General features: G+C 58.4%; 13 protein-coding genes. 8 read left to right on the top strand and 5 right to left on the bottom strand.

The annotated features are described in order from the left end of the window. Positions 1-299 precede the first annotated feature (299 nt). Positions 300-1,433, bottom strand: a complete 1,134-nt coding sequence (locus Mal65_RS00545; RefSeq protein ID WP_165700983.1) for a galactose-1-phosphate uridylyltransferase — start codon at positions 1,431-1,433, stop codon at positions 300-302. Positions 1,434-1,666: 233 nt separating this feature from the next. Then, positions 1,667-3,187 carry a glycogen synthase GlgA gene (glgA, locus tag Mal65_RS00540; RefSeq protein WP_145292679.1) on the bottom strand — a complete coding sequence of 507 codons (1,521 nt, stop codon included), beginning with the start codon at positions 3,185-3,187 and terminating at the stop codon, positions 1,667-1,669. A 402-nt stretch (positions 3,188-3,589) separates the two neighbouring features. Here glgA and Mal65_RS00535 point away from each other — a divergent pair, with 402 nt between their 5' ends. Beyond that, positions 3,590-6,133, top strand: coding sequence for a serine/threonine-protein kinase (locus tag Mal65_RS00535; RefSeq protein ID WP_145292677.1), 2,544 nt, complete (start codon positions 3,590-3,592; stop codon positions 6,131-6,133). A gap of 59 nt (positions 6,134-6,192) precedes the next feature. Here the strand turns inward: Mal65_RS00535 and Mal65_RS00530 are convergent, their stop codons facing one another. Next, a complete protein-coding gene (locus tag Mal65_RS00530; RefSeq protein ID WP_145292675.1) occupies positions 6,193-6,771 on the bottom strand; it encodes a MogA/MoaB family molybdenum cofactor biosynthesis protein in 579 nt (192 codons plus the stop codon). A gap of 241 nt (positions 6,772-7,012) precedes the next feature. Between Mal65_RS00530 and Mal65_RS00525 the strand changes: the two genes are divergently transcribed. The 5 genes from Mal65_RS00525 (at position 7,013) to Mal65_RS00510 (ending at position 11,416) form a co-directional block, all read left to right on the top strand. Further along, positions 7,013-8,347: a UDP-glucose dehydrogenase family protein gene (locus tag Mal65_RS00525; RefSeq protein ID WP_145292673.1), complete on the top strand. Its 1,335-nt coding sequence runs from the start codon at positions 7,013-7,015 to the stop codon at positions 8,345-8,347. A gap of 141 nt (positions 8,348-8,488) precedes the next feature. After that, positions 8,489-9,556, top strand: coding sequence for an NAD-dependent epimerase/dehydratase family protein (locus Mal65_RS00520; protein WP_145292671.1), 1,068 nt, complete (start codon positions 8,489-8,491; stop codon positions 9,554-9,556). A 78-nt stretch (positions 9,557-9,634) separates the two neighbouring features. Continuing rightward, complete coding sequence (locus tag Mal65_RS26280) at positions 9,635-9,811, top strand: hypothetical protein (RefSeq protein ID WP_165700982.1); 177 nt, start codon at positions 9,635-9,637, stop codon at positions 9,809-9,811. Between the two features lie 199 nt (positions 9,812-10,010). Continuing rightward, entirely contained in the window at positions 10,011-10,967 is a 957-nt protein-coding gene (locus tag Mal65_RS00515; protein ID WP_145292669.1) for an HD-GYP domain-containing protein, read from the top strand. Continuing rightward, a complete protein-coding gene (locus Mal65_RS00510; RefSeq protein WP_145292667.1) occupies positions 10,928-11,416 on the top strand; it encodes a PilZ domain-containing protein in 489 nt (162 codons plus the stop codon). The genes Mal65_RS00515 and Mal65_RS00510 overlap by 40 nt, the downstream gene beginning before the upstream one ends. On the opposite strand, the gene Mal65_RS00505 is transcribed toward Mal65_RS00510, so the two are convergent. Both Mal65_RS00505 and Mal65_RS00500 read right to left on the bottom strand, forming a co-directional pair. Continuing rightward, positions 11,365-13,731, bottom strand: a complete 2,367-nt coding sequence (locus tag Mal65_RS00505) for an efflux RND transporter permease subunit (protein ID WP_165700981.1) — start codon at positions 13,729-13,731, stop codon at positions 11,365-11,367. The two genes, Mal65_RS00510 and Mal65_RS00505, sit on opposite strands and share 52 nt — an antisense overlap. Positions 13,732-13,874: 143 nt before the next feature. Next, positions 13,875-14,687, bottom strand: coding sequence for a hypothetical protein (locus Mal65_RS00500; RefSeq protein ID WP_145292663.1), 813 nt, complete (start codon positions 14,685-14,687; stop codon positions 13,875-13,877). Positions 14,688-15,023: 336 nt separating this feature from the next. On the opposite strand from Mal65_RS00500, the gene Mal65_RS00495 reads away from it, so the two are divergent. Together Mal65_RS00495 and Mal65_RS00490 are read left to right on the top strand one after the other, a co-directional pair. After that, entirely contained in the window at positions 15,024-16,391 is a 1,368-nt protein-coding gene (locus tag Mal65_RS00495) for a glycosyltransferase family 39 protein (protein ID WP_145292661.1), read from the top strand. Continuing rightward, entirely contained in the window at positions 16,391-17,011 is a 621-nt protein-coding gene (locus Mal65_RS00490) for a hypothetical protein (protein WP_145292659.1), read from the top strand. The genes Mal65_RS00495 and Mal65_RS00490 overlap by 1 nt, the downstream gene beginning before the upstream one ends. The last annotated feature ends 7 nt before the right edge of the window (positions 17,012-17,018 follow it).

Here is a 17,018-nt window from a genome sequence, read left to right as displayed (position 1 = left end):
AAAATTCAACCTTTTGCCCCGGACCGATGACGATCGTCCGTCGCTAAGACCCTGAATCGATCGCCTACTCGATCTTTACAGTCGCGTTTACGGTCGGCTGTCCGCTACAGCAGGCCGGCAATCGAACAACGCGAAATTCGGCGATCCGAACCGGACAAACAAAGGGACGGACAGACAGTCGACTTCAAAAAACGGCCGAAGACATGCACTCCGATTTTTCTGCGACACCTCTAGAACCGCTAACCAGGCCTACCTAAGCCTCCCAAACCAGCGGTCTTCATGGCTGGTCACGCGGCGGGCTAGACCGATCGTAGGCTGTCGCGTTTGGCCAGACGCTGATAAACGCTGGCCGCTTCTTCGGGCAACATGGTGTTCATCATCGTGCCGCAACCCAGTTCCAAGCCGGCAATGAAACTGGTGCGGGGAATGATGTCCAACGCCCAGTGGAATGCTTCTTCGGCGCCATCCCAGTGGGGCGGGCGAGTGTGCAGCAGGTAGTTGTAAGCGATGCCGGGCCGCCACCGTTCCAGCCAGCTGGTGACACGCCGCGTCAGACGACCGACTTCCATCACCAACGCGTCGCTCAAGTTTTCGAAACGGTCGGCATGCTGGGTGGTGGTGATCCGCACCTGCATCGCAAATGCACTGGCGAAGGGACAGTAGGCGACCAAGTGATCGGTGCGTGCAATCACACGCTCCATTGATTTCATCTCGCTGCGGATCATGTCGCACTGAAGACAGCATCCGGTCTTCGCGTAGTGCGTCATCTTACGCCGCAGGGTGCGTGCGGTTTCGGTAGGCACCTGATTGAAGGCGATCAGCTGGCTGTGGCTATGGTGCAAAGATGCGCCCGCTTGGCGGCCGACGTTCTTGAAAACCAACATGTACCGGATCGCCGGATCCGCCCGCCAAGCCATGAACCGCTGCTTGGATGCCAAAAAGATCTGTCCGGCGTGCTCGGAATCCAGTTGGGTGATTGATTCGATGTGTCGCGGCGATTCGATGATGACTTCATGGCCACCGGCAATGGACACACCACATGCAGGCCAACTGACATCCGCTGCGGGCAACAAGTGTCGGACCTGGACCGAACTTTGATGGCGCCCGACCGCAGGGTATTTGTTCGGGACGACGCGTACGGCCCAATCCGCGGTGGGATCCGAATCCAACACATCATCATCCACCGGACCATCGATTCCCAAGTCAATGTCCGCCGCCGGAATCGAAAAAACTGACGGCGGTGTGGTCGATTCATTGCCCGCACAAAACGGGCATCCCGATGCATCGGCTAGTTCGTGCGGACGCTCGACAAAATCACAGGGCCGGTTTTGTCGGTCCGGTGCGAACAGGACCCACTGTCCCGACAACGCATCAAATCGCGAATGCGTGTCGACGCCACGAAAGGCGTAAGAGGTCGACGTAGAAGGGGGCACAGGAACGGCATCAACAACATCACCAACGGAAGTATCCAAAAGATCTGGTGATTGTTGCCGGCCCATGCCAAGCACCTCAATTAATTGCAGGTCCCCACTGTCTGTGCACCGCGACTGGAGGACTACGCCGCATCATTCCCCCCGCCGGACCCCGATCGTATCACACAATCTCGTCGCGAAAACCATAAAAAAACCGCATGAATTGTTGACAGACCGACTTGGCAATCCTGTTTTCACTGGCCTTTGCGGTTTAGGGAAATTAGGCGTTCGTAAAGCTCGACGTACCGGTCGGCACTCTTCCTCCAGGACCAATCCTGTTTCATCCCCGTCTCAACAATATTTTTCCAATTTTCTGGTTCGTGATAGCGCATATGCAGCGCGCGGCCGATCGCCTGATCAAGCGCCCAGGGTTCAAACGCGTCGACATGAAAACCCGTTGCGGTGCCATCACCCAGCGCTTCTTCGCTGGCGTCGACCACCGTGTCGGCCAGTCCGCCGGTCGGCGTAACGATGGGAACCGTGCCATAGCGCAGACTGTAAAGCTGATTCAGACCACATGGTTCATAGTGACTGGGCATCAAAAACAGATCTGAACCGGCTTCGATCCGGTGTGCCAATTCGTTGCTGAACCCGATGTGCAGTGCAAACCGCCCGGGGTAAGCCGCATGCAGCCGCTGCAGTTCGACTTCGATCGCCGGATCTCCGCTGCCCAAGACAATCCACTGGGTCGGTCGGTCTTCGGCCAAGTGTTGCTTCAACACCGGCAAGATCAGGTCCCAACCTTTCTGATCGGCCAAGCGTCCGACCAAGCCGATCAGCGGCAGATCGCGGTCTTCGAACAGCCCGAACTGCTGCTGCAACGACCATTTGTTTTGCCACTTGCCTTCGGCCCAATCATCGACGCCATAGTTGTGCGGGATCATCGGATCGGTCGTCGGTTCCCAAACGCGACCGTCGATACCGTTGATGATTCCTGAAACGCGATCGTCGATCCCGCGCAGAACCTCATCCAACCCGCGACCGTGCTCGGGCGTACGAATTTCTTTCGCGTACCGGGGGCTGACAGTGGTCACAGCGTCGGCGGTCACGATCCCGGCTTTCATAAAATTCAGCCGCCCAAAGAACTCGAATGACTCCGGCTGGAACTGGGCCCAATCCAAACCGGTGAACGGATACGCGTCGGCGTCAAAGCTGCCTTGGTAGGCCAAATTGTGAATCGTAAAGACCGTGGCGGTGCGTGACGTCCAGGGCATCGGTTCATGGCCGGCGGAGCCTTGTCCCGCCCGCATCAATGCGGGAACCAACCCGGTTTGCCAGTCGTTGCAGTGCACCACATCCAAGGACCAGCCGATGCGAGAGAGCGCGGCGAGTGCCGCGCGGCAAAAGAACGCGAACCGTTCGGCGTTGTCCGGATAATCACCGGCCGCGGTTCCGTACAGTGATTCGCGGTCGAAATACTTGGGCTGGTCGATGAACCAGACCGGGACGTCGGCGCCTGCGATTCCCGATCCAGGCAATTGGCTTTTCAGCAGACGTCCCCCCACCAGCGATTTCGGCCCCATCGGCAAGGCGAAGCTGATGTCGGTCGTTTCGATGGGCAATCCGCACTGACGGATCGACCGAAAGGCGGGCATCACGATCGCACAGCGGTGGCCTTTGGCGGCAACGCGGGAGGGTAGGGCACCGCACACGTCGGCCAGACCGCCGGTCTTGGCAAACGGCACGGCTTCGGTGGTCAGGTAGACAATGTTCAACTTGGATGTCCGTCAGTGATGTTGCGTCAGCGCCGCGTCGGCCTTAATCCTCTGATCGACTCTGGGTCGAAAATACTTCCGTGACACTGATTTTGGGCTCCAGACGCCTATGCCCGACTGTCAGTGTGATCGGATGGGTCAAGCCAGAACACCGGCACCGGTTGTAACGACCGACCCTGCAGACAACATAGTCGCCAAAGTTTACCGCCACCAACCGCAGACGACGTTGGGAATTGACGACGAGCGTGGCCGAAGGCTGGCGTCCGGAAGAATCGGCGGACCGACGCGCCATCGCCCTGCAAGCTAAATTGACTGGACGTGACCGCCGACACTCCAAATCGTGTTCCGGCCGTCTCGGCGAATGCCCCCTTCCATCGCCCATCGAACGGTTGCCGACTCGGAATGCCGACTGACCTGACCCAATATTGGACCGACAATGCCAGGCTGTACGCGCTGCGCAGCGGGTCCAAGGATGCGGACGCCGAACCGCTGGTCCGCCAGGTCCCCGATGGTCGCGTGCTGGCGGATGCCTTGGATCAACCCGATCGTTCTTTTGATCGAAAGACCCTGTTGCGACTGGCCCACACGGTCGCCCGCGGCTTGCAAACCGTCCACCGCTGGAATCGTCCCCATGGCGGGATCACTGCCCGCCGCGTATGGATGACGTCTGATGGCCGGTTTGCATTGCTGGTCGATGTCCGGCCTGACGATGAGCGGTCGATGCCGGATCATGCGGTCGATATTGGTTCGGCTGCGGTCGACACCGCGCCGGCCCCCACTGACGCATTGCCGCCGGATCTAAGGGACGCGTCGGCCTCGCGAGATTTTCTAGATCTGGGCCGTTTGATCGTCCGCCTCCGGTACCCTCAAGCTTGGCCCGGACTTGTCGACGGCCGCGACGTCCCGGAAATCGCGAAAGCCGTCCGGCTTGATGAACAGGGCGATCCGCTGGACCGAATCGTCGCCCATTTGCTGGCATCCAATCCAGACGCACGATTCACTTCCAGCGACGTATTAGTGCGAGCGATTCGTGCCGCCGCCAAAACAACCTCCGAAGGTACCAGCGACGCGCCACCGAAGCCGCCAAAGACGGTCGCCCCATCACCGCAGTTGGTGCCGCATACGGAAGCAACACGAATCTCGGTACCGGAAAGCCCCGCCGTCGTCGATGCCAGTCGCGACGCCCCCGAACCGACAAACCGAGATCCAGCGGCCCCGGCCGTCGTGGATCCAACGGAGGCGGTCACCCCGACGCCCCGCCGGTCCCCCACATCCTCCAATCGTCGTCGCGGCCGATCACGACGCCGGTCACCAATCCCGATTTTGTTGGGCATGTTGGCCATTCCGCTGTTATGCCTTTGCATCGTGCTGGTTTGGCAATCATCCCAGCCGGATCCCGGCGACCGCTCGGCCGCACGTCCACGCGTTTCCCCCGATTTCGTTCCGCCGGTCATCAACCGTTCGACGGCCCGATCCGGGAACGACTCCGATGCAACACCTGGAAACGAAGGCGCGGATTCGGAATTGTTTGCTCCACCGCAACCGACCGAAACCGCTTTCCGCTTGGATGGCCTGCCACCAGGACCGGGAATGTTGATCCATCTTCGCCCGTCCGATTGGATGGCCGACCAGGACGGCCAAGCGGTCATCAAGGCTTTGTCACCGGAATTGTCCGGTGCGATGGACGAATTGGCTGAGCGCACCGGTCGCGCTGCGGAAGAGATTGCTTCGCTGACGATTTCGCTTCATCCGGGCGATTCTGGTCGCCCGGAAATGACGTGGGCGGTCGACTTGGCCACTCCGGTGAACCGGCAAAATTGGGTCGAGCAACTTGGACTTTCGCTGTCGGTGACCGCGACAGGCAAGAAGATTTACAGCGGGGACGATCCCGATTCGGACGCCTATTTCATCCCGGAACACGATGATGTGTCGATGTTGTCACGGTTCACCGTGGGTTCGGTCCCGATGGTCAGCGAAGTCGCGGAGATTGATGGACTGGCGATCTCTTTGCCACGCAACCTTCAATCGGTGTGGCAACACTGCGACCAAACGCAAAGCCTGTCCGTTGTGTTGACACCAAACTTCTTGTTCACCGACGCACGACAGTGGGTCCGTCGCGTTGCACCGTCAGGTCTGACGGAACTGGCACGGTGGATGGTTCCATCGGTCAGCGGCGTGGCGGTCACGATCGATCTACGCGGGGACGACGTTTACTGGGTCACGCGCTGGTCGCCCGCCGGAGGCACGAACGAAGCGACTTTGCTGTCGCAGGTTCGTCGCCGCATGGATCAGTTACCCGCAACTGCGGAAGACTTTTTGATCCGTTCACAGCCGGAAGTCTCGTGGAAGGCGCTGGCCATTCGGCTGCCACGCATGTGGGATTTCGTGCTGCGACACACTCGTTTCGGTTTGGACGACCGACAGGCGGTGGCCGGCGGTTATTTTCCCAAGCACACGCTGGACCAAATCGTCTTGGCCAATTTGTTGGCCCTGCGCACTCCGGATTCGATGCCCGCTGTCGACCCCGCTTCGCCACCGGCGGAATCGCTCTCGCTGAGCGAGTTGCTACAGCGTCCGATGTCGATCGCGTTCGACCAGGAATCGTTGGAGTCGGCGATCGATGTGATTCGAGAGGAATTTACGCGGGATCTTCCACCGGGGACAGATGCGCCGGCGATCGAAATCAAAGGAAACGATCTACGGTTGATGGGCATCACCCAGAATCAACAGATTCGCGATTTCCAAATCGACCGTTTGCCGCTGGCCGACGTCCTGACTCAGTTGGTGTTGTCAGCCAATCCGGATCGAACGGCGACCGGGCCGACCGATCCGAAACAGACGTTGATCTGGATCGCCACTTCCGATTCGCAAAAGATCTTGATCACGACACGGGAATCAGCGGGAAATTACCAGCGGGTTCCCGACCAAACCTTCGGCGATCTGTAGACGACATCTCGGATGACCAACGCGGCGTCGGCGTTTCGGATGTCAGCGCCCACCATTCGTTACCGGCCGGCCGAACTGTCTTTGTGGTTGGGGTTGCTCTTGGCGTCGTCCCACACCAGTCCGACGGTGTGACGCAAAATCGGCAGAATGCACTGCTGTACACCCGTTTGAACGGCGCCGGTTGACCCCGGCAAACAGAAGATCATTGTCCGTCCGATGCGGCCGGCCGTGGCACGGCTGAGCATTGCCGAGGGGCCGATTTCGTCGATCGAAAGCCGACGAAAGTGCTCGCCAAAGCCGGGCAATTCCGCGTCCAGCATTCGCTGTATTGCATCGATCGTCTGGTCGCGTGCGGCCAATCCCGTTCCGCCCGTGGTGACCACCGCCTGGGCATCGCCCTTGGCGATGATTGCGTCCAACAATTCGATCAACTGTTGCGGTTCATCGCGAATCAATTCGCGTTGCACCAACTGATGGCCCGCTGATGTCAGCAAATCGACGATTCGATCCCCGCTGCGATCGTTGTCGCGACTTCGAGTGTCGCTCAGTGTGATGACCGCGACGCGGATCGGGCCGTCGACCGGGACACAACCACAATTTTCGTCGGCGGATCGTTTTTTGTCGCCAGACCCATTCATTCGATTTTTCCCTACCAGTTGGTTTAAGCTGCGTGAACCCACCTAAGCCGATGCATCGGTACAGGTTTCCCGCACGGGGGACTCGGACGACCGGGTCGGGGAATTAGAATCCGGCTTTGATCGGTCCATTGTCACCGATCAACTTCATGCACCTTGCCGGTCTGTTCAACCACGGGGTTTGTTGACGATCGGCTCATTCGAAAAACCGGGCAGCCTCGCCCAAGCACAGGAATCGAATCTTATGAAAATCGCGATGATCGGCACCGGCTATGTGGGGCTGGTAACCGGGACCTGTTTCGCCGACAGCGGCAATGATGTGATCTGCGTCGACATCGACGAGGCAAAGATTCAGGGTCTTCGGGAAGGCAAGATTCCGATCTACGAACCGGGCCTGAGTGACTTGGTTCTGCGAAGCAGCGAAGAAGGCTTGCTGACCTTCACCACCGATCTGGCGGCAGCGGTGCAAGCCTGCCGGATCGTCTATTTGGCCGTCGGTACGCCACCAGCAGCGGACGGCTCGGCCGATTTGACCGCGCTCAAAACGGTCGTCGATTCCATGGCCCCGCATTTGACCGATGACGCCATCGTGGTCACCAAGAGCACCGTTCCGGTGGGCACCAACGAATACATCTTCCGACGATTGAAGGAATTGCTGGGTCGCGAGGTGGATGTGGCCAGCAATCCCGAGTTTTTGAAAGAGGGTGCCGCGATCGAAGACTTCATGAAACCCGATCGCGTCGTCGTCGGTGTGCGGCGGCCAGAGGTCGGCGAAGTCTTGCATGAACTGTACCGACCGTTCCTGCGAACCGACAAACCGTTCCTGACGATGAGCCCCCAGTCGGCCGAACTGACCAAGTACGTTGCCAACGCACTGTTGTCGACCAAGATTTCGTTCATCAACGAAATGGCCAACTTGTGCGAAAAGATGGGTGGCGACATCAACGATGTCCGACGCGGCATCGGCCACGACCAACGCATCGGATTTGCGTTTCTGTTCCCCGGTGTGGGCTATGGCGGCAGCTGTTTTCCGAAAGACGTTCGCGCCTTGGCCAGCATGGCCCGCGACCACGGCTTGAATCCTCGCATCATGGATGCCGTCGATGAAGTCAATTCGGAACAGAAAAAGGTTCTGAAAGACAAAATCGATCAGCACTACGGTGGCAATCTAACTGGCAAGCGGATCGCCGTTTGGGGGTTGGCATTCAAGCCGCGGACCGATGATATCCGCGAAGCTCCCGCACTTACCCTGCTGGATTACCTGCTGGAACAAGGTGCAACGCCACAAGTCCACGACCCCGAAGCATCGGAGAATATTCGGGCGATCTACGGCGACAAGCTGATCTATTGCGAATCGGCAATGGACGCATTGAACGGTGCCGACGCTCTGGCGATCAACACCGAGTGGAAGAATTACCACAACCCGAACTTTTCCGAGATGCGGACCCGCATGAATGGTCACGTCATCTTCGACGGCCGAAACTTGTACGAGCCCGACCAGATGGTCGAACAAGGCTTCACCTATCACAGCATCGGACGAACCGTCGGCGCGGCCGAAAGCGAACCGCTGTCGGCATAACACCAATTGATCAGCCCAGCGCGGCGGCAGTGTCCGCCGCCGCGACCGCGGTCACATTGGCGGAATCTTGTCAACTTCGTGAAATCACTATGCGACGCCATCCGTCGCTATTCTCCTCTTCATCTTTCGAGCTTATTTGCAATGCGTGTCATCGTTACGGGGTCCAGCGGATTGATCGGTTCGGCGGCGGTGCGGCACTGGGATGCCGCCGGCGACGAAGTGATCGGCATCGACAACGATATGCGGTCGACGTTCTTCGGTCCCGACGGCAGCACGCGATGGAATCAAGAGCGTTTGGAATCGGAAACGTCAAACTTCCGCACCGCAGTGTTGGACATTCGCGATCGTGACGGCGTGATGGACCTGTTCAAAAACAGTCCGCCCGATTTGATCATTCACTGCGCGGCACAACCGTCGCACGACAAAGCGGCGGCAATTCCTTTTTTAGATTTCGAAGTCAACGCCGTCGGCACATTGAATCTGCTGGAAGCAACGCGCCAGCATGCACCGGAGGCCGTGTTCTGCCACATGAGCACGAACAAGGTCTATGGAGATGCACCCAATGAATTGCCGCTGAAAGAATTGGACACTCGTTGGGAATACGCTGACGAAAAAGACTACAACGGGATCGACGAATTTTGTCGGATTGACCAAACGATGCACAGCCTGTTCGGCGCCTCCAAAACCGCCGCCGATGTGCTGGCGCAGGAATACGGTCGATACTTTGGTCTGAAAACGGGCACCTTCCGTGGCGGTTGCCTGACCGGCGCCAGCCACAGTGGTGTCGAATTGCACGGGTTTCTTAGTTACCTGGTGCACGTCGCGGTCACCGGAAAGCCCTACACGATTTTCGGTTACAAGGGAAAACAGGTTCGCGATCAGATCGAATGCAGCGATGTGGTCAAAGCTTTTGAAGCATTCGCAAAGAACCCGCGTCCGGGCGAGGTCTACAACATCGGCGGTGGTCGCGACAACGCCGCCAGTGTGCTGGAATGCATCGCCATGATCGAGGATATCAGCGGTCACAAAGTCAATTACACCTTGGGAGAAGAGAATCGAAAGGGCGACCACATCTGTTACATCAGTAATTTGGCCAAGCTACGCCGCGACTATCCGGACTGGGATATTCGCGTCTCGCTGAAGGACATCATCAGCCAAATGATCGCTGCCGAAGAATCGAAGGCGTCTGCAGCAAATGCGACTGGCTAATTGCTGCTTTCAATCGAAATTTAATTTCGAACGCTTCGCGGACGACGGCGCCGCGAAGCGTTTTCTTTTGCGCCTCCCATGCATCGATCCGATCGCCATGTGACGGCCGATTCTGGGGTGGCCTGCACCGAAAAATGGGCCTGTCCTCCCGTTCTGGCATCCCCGGCATTGGTTAGCCAGACGCGATACCGCATTCGCGGAATGCCGGCGGACCAAACCGCCGATTCTGCGTTCATCATGATCACAACGGCCTGATAACCGGCACAACCATCTCGGTCGGTCGCCCTGATGCGGGCCATGATCTGCGGGTCATGCCGGTCGTGACACTCTGTAAGGAGGCGATCGAAATCCGGCAAGCGATTCGGCCGACATCTGTAGAGGGGCGAGATCTTCTGCAACCTAGTCTTGTCCAGTCATTCAGATGTTGGAAGATCCTTTATCGCCGTCGTAGCCGATGCTTTCCGCTGACAGCCTTATTCCGATTAGCGTCGCCACGCTGGTTCCATCGACCACGATGGGTCTGGACCTATTCCAGCGTGATGATGCTGATCGCTGTGTGCTGTACCGTGGCGCGGAATACCCACTGCAGCCCGACGACCTACAGCGGCTACGCGACAAAGGCATTCACCAGCTGTTCATCACCCGTGATTCGCGTAGCCAGTACCAGGAATACCTTCGCGAAATTGCCGCCGGTGGCGATGGTGACCCCGACCAGATTCAGGCCCGCACTTGTGCGATGAACGAGGTCGTTCTGGACGTTCTTGAGAACTCGTTTGCCGCTGGCGATACCAACGAAACCGTATCGGTCGTCCAACAACTCGGTGACATCACGGCACAGGTCGTTTCAACCGATGGGTTCAAAGCCAGTGACCTGTTTGCCGTGCTGCATCATGACTACGCCACCTTCACGCATTCGGCCAACGTCGCGTTCTATGCTGCGATGCTGGGATCCAAGCTGGGCTATGGCGAAGAAGCAGTGTCACAGATCGTTGTCGGCGGGCTGCTGCATGACTTGGGCAAGCTGGACATTGCCGAAAAGATCCTGTGCAAACCCGGTCGCTTGGATGAAGACGAGTTTCGTGTCATCAAACAGCACCCGACCGTAGGCTTTCGCAAACTGGCTCGTCGTGGCGATCTGTCTGAAGGCCAGCTGATGATGGTGTACCAACATCATGAGCGAAACGATGGTCGCGGTTACCCGGTCGGCGTGATGGGCAAAGAGATCCATCCGTGGGCCAAGATCTGTGCCGTGGTCGATGTGTTCGAAGCGCTGACCAGTCAGCGACCCTATCGAACGCCGATGCCTCGAACGAAAGCGTTTGAACTGATCGAACGTGATTCCGGAACCGCTTTTGAAGAGGAGATGGTGAGATGCTGGAAAGCGATTATCTCGCACGGTTCCGACAGCTGACTCGATCGGTTTCCTGGGGAATCGAACTGCCAAGTTCTTGGAAAAACTACTTCCAAGAAAAGGGGCCATCCCCTTCCTATCCGGGTGACGGACGAATGCACCCCAGAATCCGTCTGCGAACGCATGGTGTCGTCTTCTTCGATAATCCGTTGCCGTCGGTCCCGCGGTCCAGTCGCCCGATGGGCGTCTATACCAAAGATTTCTCGCGACAGGGTTGTGGATTTCTGATCAACGAACAACTGTTTCCGGAAGAAGAAATCCGCTTGGTCTTGCCGTCGTTTTGGACCAGGTTGACCGTCGTTCGCGCCCGCCGAATCACGTCGCATTGCTACGAGATCGGTGCAACATTGAATCAGCGGTTTGATCCCGAAGAACGAGCCTTTCAACCCTGTGCGGTTCACGGCCCGTCGTCGCTTCCATCATCGGCAGCGTCGACGGCATCGGTCTGATCTTTCGCCCACCCCACGATCGCCGCGGGTAACACCGTCAAGTTCACTAGAGTTCCCAGAACCAAAGTCGCCGCGACCAACACCCCAAAGGTCGCCGTGGGCACAAAACGGCTGTTGGCCATCACGCCGAATCCGACCACCAAAGCAACGGTCGCCAGCAACATCGCGGCCCCCACCGCCGATCCCGCTGATTCGGACGCGAGTGGTGCATTCATACCCATGCGTCGACAGCGTCGGTAATGATGCAAGAAATGCACCGACCCGTCGATCGACATGCCGATGGATACCGCTGCGATCATCGCGGCCCCTAAGTTCACGCGGCCACCAAGCCATCCCAACGTCGCAAGCACCAGCGTGGCCGGCAAAGCATTGGCGATCACGGCGGTAAGCGACAACCGAACGCTGGCCGTCATCACGGCCAGTAACAACCACACCAAAACAAACGACACGGCGAAGCAGATCCACTGGTCCGCAACCAGTCGGCGCACCAGTGCCGACAGCATCACGTAGTATCCGGTGACCGCGGCCGATTTGTCAGGACGTCCTGACCCTTTAGATGGCGATGGTTGGGAATTTACCCCACCGACCATTCCATGCCATTGCGGCGTCGCGGTGTGCCGCCGGACAACGTCTTGGACACGTCCGATCAGACGCAACTTGATGTCGGCCGGCAATTGCTCGCGACTACGAAGCATGATTCGCAACCGTCGCTGCGACTGAGTCGGTGGAACCAACAACGCATCGGAGAAAGCGGGAAAGGCCGCACGCATCGCCGCCAGACGAATCTCCGGTGTGCCCAAAGACAAAAGCGGAACCGCCATCGCCACACGTTCCGCGTCCGCCATGCTGATCACCTTGGTCAACGATTGGTCGGCAACACGAATGGCACGTAGCTCCGTCTGTAGCGTACGGACGGATTCCAGATAGTCATCGGTGATGATCGCGGGCGCCGGCAATGTGATGTCCCAAACACCGGCACCGCCCAGATCTCGTTCAACTTTGTGGTACGCCTGGACCAGCGGACTGTCGTCACGAAAGTTCTTTAAGAAACTGGTTTCCGTCTCCGTCCGTCTCAACCCGACCAGCGCGATGATTCCTAGAAAGACGGCCGTGGCGACGACGACGCGACGATGCCCGATCGCCCAAGTGACCAATCGGGTTGCCACGTTGACGACCGCACCGGGGCGATGCACCGAAGTGACGCTTTTCCGTCGATGGTCACGCGGCCACAGCGTCAATGCGATCGGGGTGAACATCGCCAAAGCGACCAAGGCCATCAAAGCAGCCACCGCGATCAACCAACCAAAGTCGCGGACCGGACGAATCCCGGACGCCGCCAGCGATGCAAACCCTGCGGCATCGGTCAGGCATGTCCAGGCAACCGGAATCCACAGTCGGTTGATCACCGAAGCCGCCGTGGACGTTGGATCGTCACCCTTTGCTGCAGGCCACTTGTCGATCTGTAGCTTCCAAAGGATCCCGACATGTAAAACGGCAGCCACGACGACCACGGTCACGATGGCGGTCAAGATGGTCGACACCATCGACAATTCGATCCCAGCCAACACTGCCAAAGCACGTGTCACCACCACCGACCAAGCAATGCATGTCACCGAAAGCAACATGAACCGCAGGTTTCGAAGCGTGACCACCATGACCAGCGACAGCAATGCGATCGTCCACGTCGCCAAACGGTCTCCATCCCGCTGCAACAGATCGAACCCCTCGTTCAACAACACCGGTTCGCCCACCAGCACCGGACGACCCTGTGTCGATTCCGCGTTTTTGACAACCGATCGCAGTAAGTGGACCGCTTGATCCGCACGTTCGGGATCCAGAATCGCGACGACCGCCGCCTGGTCACGACCGGCTGAATGCGTGTAACCGCTGAACAAGTCCAAAAAACCGGTCGCTAGTGCATCATCGGGATCGGCCAATGCGGGTCCCGGCGATTCCCCTGCCGAAAACAAGGCCGGTGGCCGCATTGATCGGACGACTCGATTCAATTCGGCAGGCGACAGCACGCCGACGACGCCCGGCACATCGGACACCTTTTCAGTCCAGAAACGGTTGCGTCGCAGCCCCGCATCCGACAGTAACTCGGAATCGTGATAGACCAGCATCACAATCGCATTGCCGCCAAAATCATGCTGCAATCGCTGGTACTGGATCAGCAACGGATCGTCTGCGGCAAACATCGATGCCAATTGGCGATCCATCGTCAAACGCCGCGAGACCGGATAGGCGGCTGCGAACAAAACCAACCCGATCACCGCCAGCGCGATGCGAAGACGAAGCAGCGTCTTACCTATCATCCGCCGTCGCGTCTCCGGTTCAGGGCCAACGATTCGTCGGCGCATCAGCCCGGACGAAACCAATCTTCACGGCTGGGATGATAGATCGCTTGCCCCAAACGACAAGCCCGAGCGGTCGTGGCGGGAACGGACCGCTTGTGGCGTTATCGGGTCGAATCGATGATCCATGACACGCGAATCGGTCGGCCGTTGGCGATTTGATGCGACGTTGTCTGGGCACGATTGCCATCGACAATGGTGACGTCCACGCTCATCTGATTCAATGTCTGACGAACGGGCAGGGCGATTTCGAACGTCCCATCGGCTTGGGCCTGGGTTGTCCACGTCAATTCGCTCAAACCCTGCGCATCGGTCTGGCGAACGAAAACCGTGGCCGTATCGACCGATCGTGTCTGCTGGTCCGTCTGTTCCATGATCACCCCGCGGACCAAGAACGCGTCGCCAATCTCGAAAGACTTACGGACGACAAAAGCATCCGCAGCATCGCCTTTGATGACATAGAAATACTCCACCGCCGCCACGATGGGAAACAAAATCAGAATCGGCAAACCAATTCTCAGCAACCGTCCCCGAGCGACGTCGGATAGCCAAGTCGTCTTTCGTTTCTTTTTGCTTGCGGCAGCTTCGCTGCGAGGTCGTTGTCCAAAGACCTGAAATGAAAACGTGTCTTCGTATTGTCTCAGCAACCGATCAAACGCGGGCTGAATGCCATACAACAGAAACCGCTTGCCCTCGCTTTCGGCGTACAGACGCGTCATGTTCAAACAGGCGACCACGTCGACGCTGGTTTCGCCGATCGCCGTACAGTCGACCACGACGCCCCGTGCAGAATCGCGAATCCGGTGATAGATCGTTTCGCGGGCTCGTTCCAAATCTAAAGCCGACGGCCGATCCGAAAACTCGACGACGACCCTGGGCAGCTTTGCGATCTCATTGCGATTCTTGACGGCGACCATTGTTCGAGCTGCGTTTGGGGTGCTGGACTCAGGGCCCCCCCAATATCAAAGGACTCGCCTGAATTTGATGTGCGTAGCGTTCCTTTGGCGTTAACATTTTGTGAAATTCGGCGTCCAGATTTTCTGACCCTGGTCAAACGTCGAAAAATTCATGTCTTTTTCGCCGGCGGCAACTTCCTGCGGGCACGGTTCCCCCGCAGCCTTTGGCCTGGCACATTGATGGGCCGACGCCACGTGCCACTGGTCGGATCACCGGTCACCACCCCCAAAATCTAAACCTATCCAGCCAAACCCCAGCCAGCCAAACACCGCTGGCTCCATTGGTCCGACACTGCATTGAGTTTCTCCAGCGATTGCCCGCCACGAACCCCGCACAGCCAGATCGGGCCACGATCCAAACCGACGCTGGCACTGGCCGTCTGGATCGGCGGAATCCTGATGGCCCAGGCCGGCGTGATGTGGTTCAATCCGTCCAGCTTCGTCGACGATCCCGACGCCTACCGGCGGATCGCCTGGACGCTGGATCAATCCGGCGTTTTTGGTGTGATGTGGCCGGAAAGTGAAGCCAAACCGACCGCCTTCCGACCGCCGCTTTATCCGATCTTGCTATCGACGATCACGACCAAGGCAAGCGATGCAACGATCGCGGCGTTACCACGATGGCGAATCGGAACGCTGCACCTTTTGCTAAACGCGATCACGCTGATCTGCGTCGCTGCAATCTCCGCGGAGCATTTCGGTCGTATATCCGCTGGACTTGCCTGCCTGTTGATCGGCGTTGACCCGATTCTGATGCGTCAATCAACGTTGGTCATGACCGAACCTTTGGCAACGGCGCTGACCGCGTGGACGCTTTGGTGGTGGATGCGTCGCCCGGCCGAAACCGCCGGATCACGATGGGTCCGATCTCTGATCATCGCTTCTACATTGGGACTGGCCTTTCTGTGTCGCCCCACGTTTTTGGTGTGGGCATTCTTGTTGGCATCGGTTGCATGGATCGAACTACCGCGCCGCACAGCAATCATTCGCTGCGGCGTTATCGCAGCGGTGATGCTGGTGACCGTGGGTGCTTGGACTTATCGAAACCTTCGTGTGATGGGCCATCCCGTTTGGGCGACGACACACGGCGGATACACGATCTTGCTTGGTAACAATCGATTCTTTTACGACTATCTATCGGAACCGTTCTCATGGACCGCGTGGGACGCGACACCCTTTTTGAATGCGTACAGTGATCGCCATGACGCAAGCCTTTCGACGGCTGACCTTTGGCAGATCCCACCGGAATCCGTCTCGCCGTTACCAGAGAACGCATCGGAGTTCGACGAAGACCGCTGGGCGGGCGATGTTGCCAAAGCCACCATCACATCACGGCCGGCCATGTTCGCTTGGGCATGTGGCGTCCGGCTGATGCGGCTATGGAGTCCCGTTCCTCTGTCGACCCGCGACCGATCGACACTCGGGTTGGCGGTCATCAGCGCGTACTACGTTATCTTCGGGGTGCTGTTTCTGGTTTCGATGGTACGGCACAAGGGACGGCTATTCGGTGCCCCCTGGTTGGCCATTTGGGCCATGGTGTTGGCTCTGTCGGCGGTGCATTCGGTGTACTGGAGCAACCTGCGCATGCGAACGCCCGCCATGCCGGGACTTGCGGTTATCGCCGCCGGATCGATCGCTCTGACCCGACGGGAGGACGACCGCTGATGTGGCCCACCACCGAGGGCGTGCGAACGCTGGTCGATGCCGAACATGATCTGATTCGCGGCCTGGCCGGAATGATGGTCGACCAATTGGTCGCCGAAGGCCAGCAACGCGCCGCACCTTACGAGTACGACATCCCATTGTTTGACCAATGGGATTGGCGACAACGACTGTGGATTCTGGACCAAGTCGTTCGGCCGATGCTTGGTTCCGATCCTGCACCGGACGCGGCGGCAATCTGGGAAGCCGCCATCGAAGCGATTTTTGCCGAGGCCGGGGACTTGATCGGCATGGAAATCGGCGGCGATGACACGCCCCAACGTTGGCGTCAGTCGGTCGTCGCACTGGCCCACCAAAAAGGCATTGATATCGCTGCCGTGGTGGAAAATGACGTCGGCCGCTGGAATGACGAATTGGCACGGCTTCGCGAATGCATCTTTGGACCGCCCAATTACTGGCGGGCCGAACGTTTCCGTGATGGTGCCTTCGAAGACACCCAACGATTTCTTTGCCAACGAGGATTGCCGCCCGACTTCCTGGCGCGAATCCCGCCGCTACTGTCCATCGAAGAAACTCAAGAAGTCATCGATCGTCTGCAGTCGATCATTTTTCGCGATCGATGAATTTCGC

Source organism: Crateriforma conspicua, assembly GCF_007752935.1.
Classification (GTDB): Bacteria; Planctomycetota; Planctomycetia; order Pirellulales; family Pirellulaceae; genus Crateriforma; species Crateriforma conspicua.
This window is presented reverse-complemented; position numbering and strand designations above follow the sequence as displayed.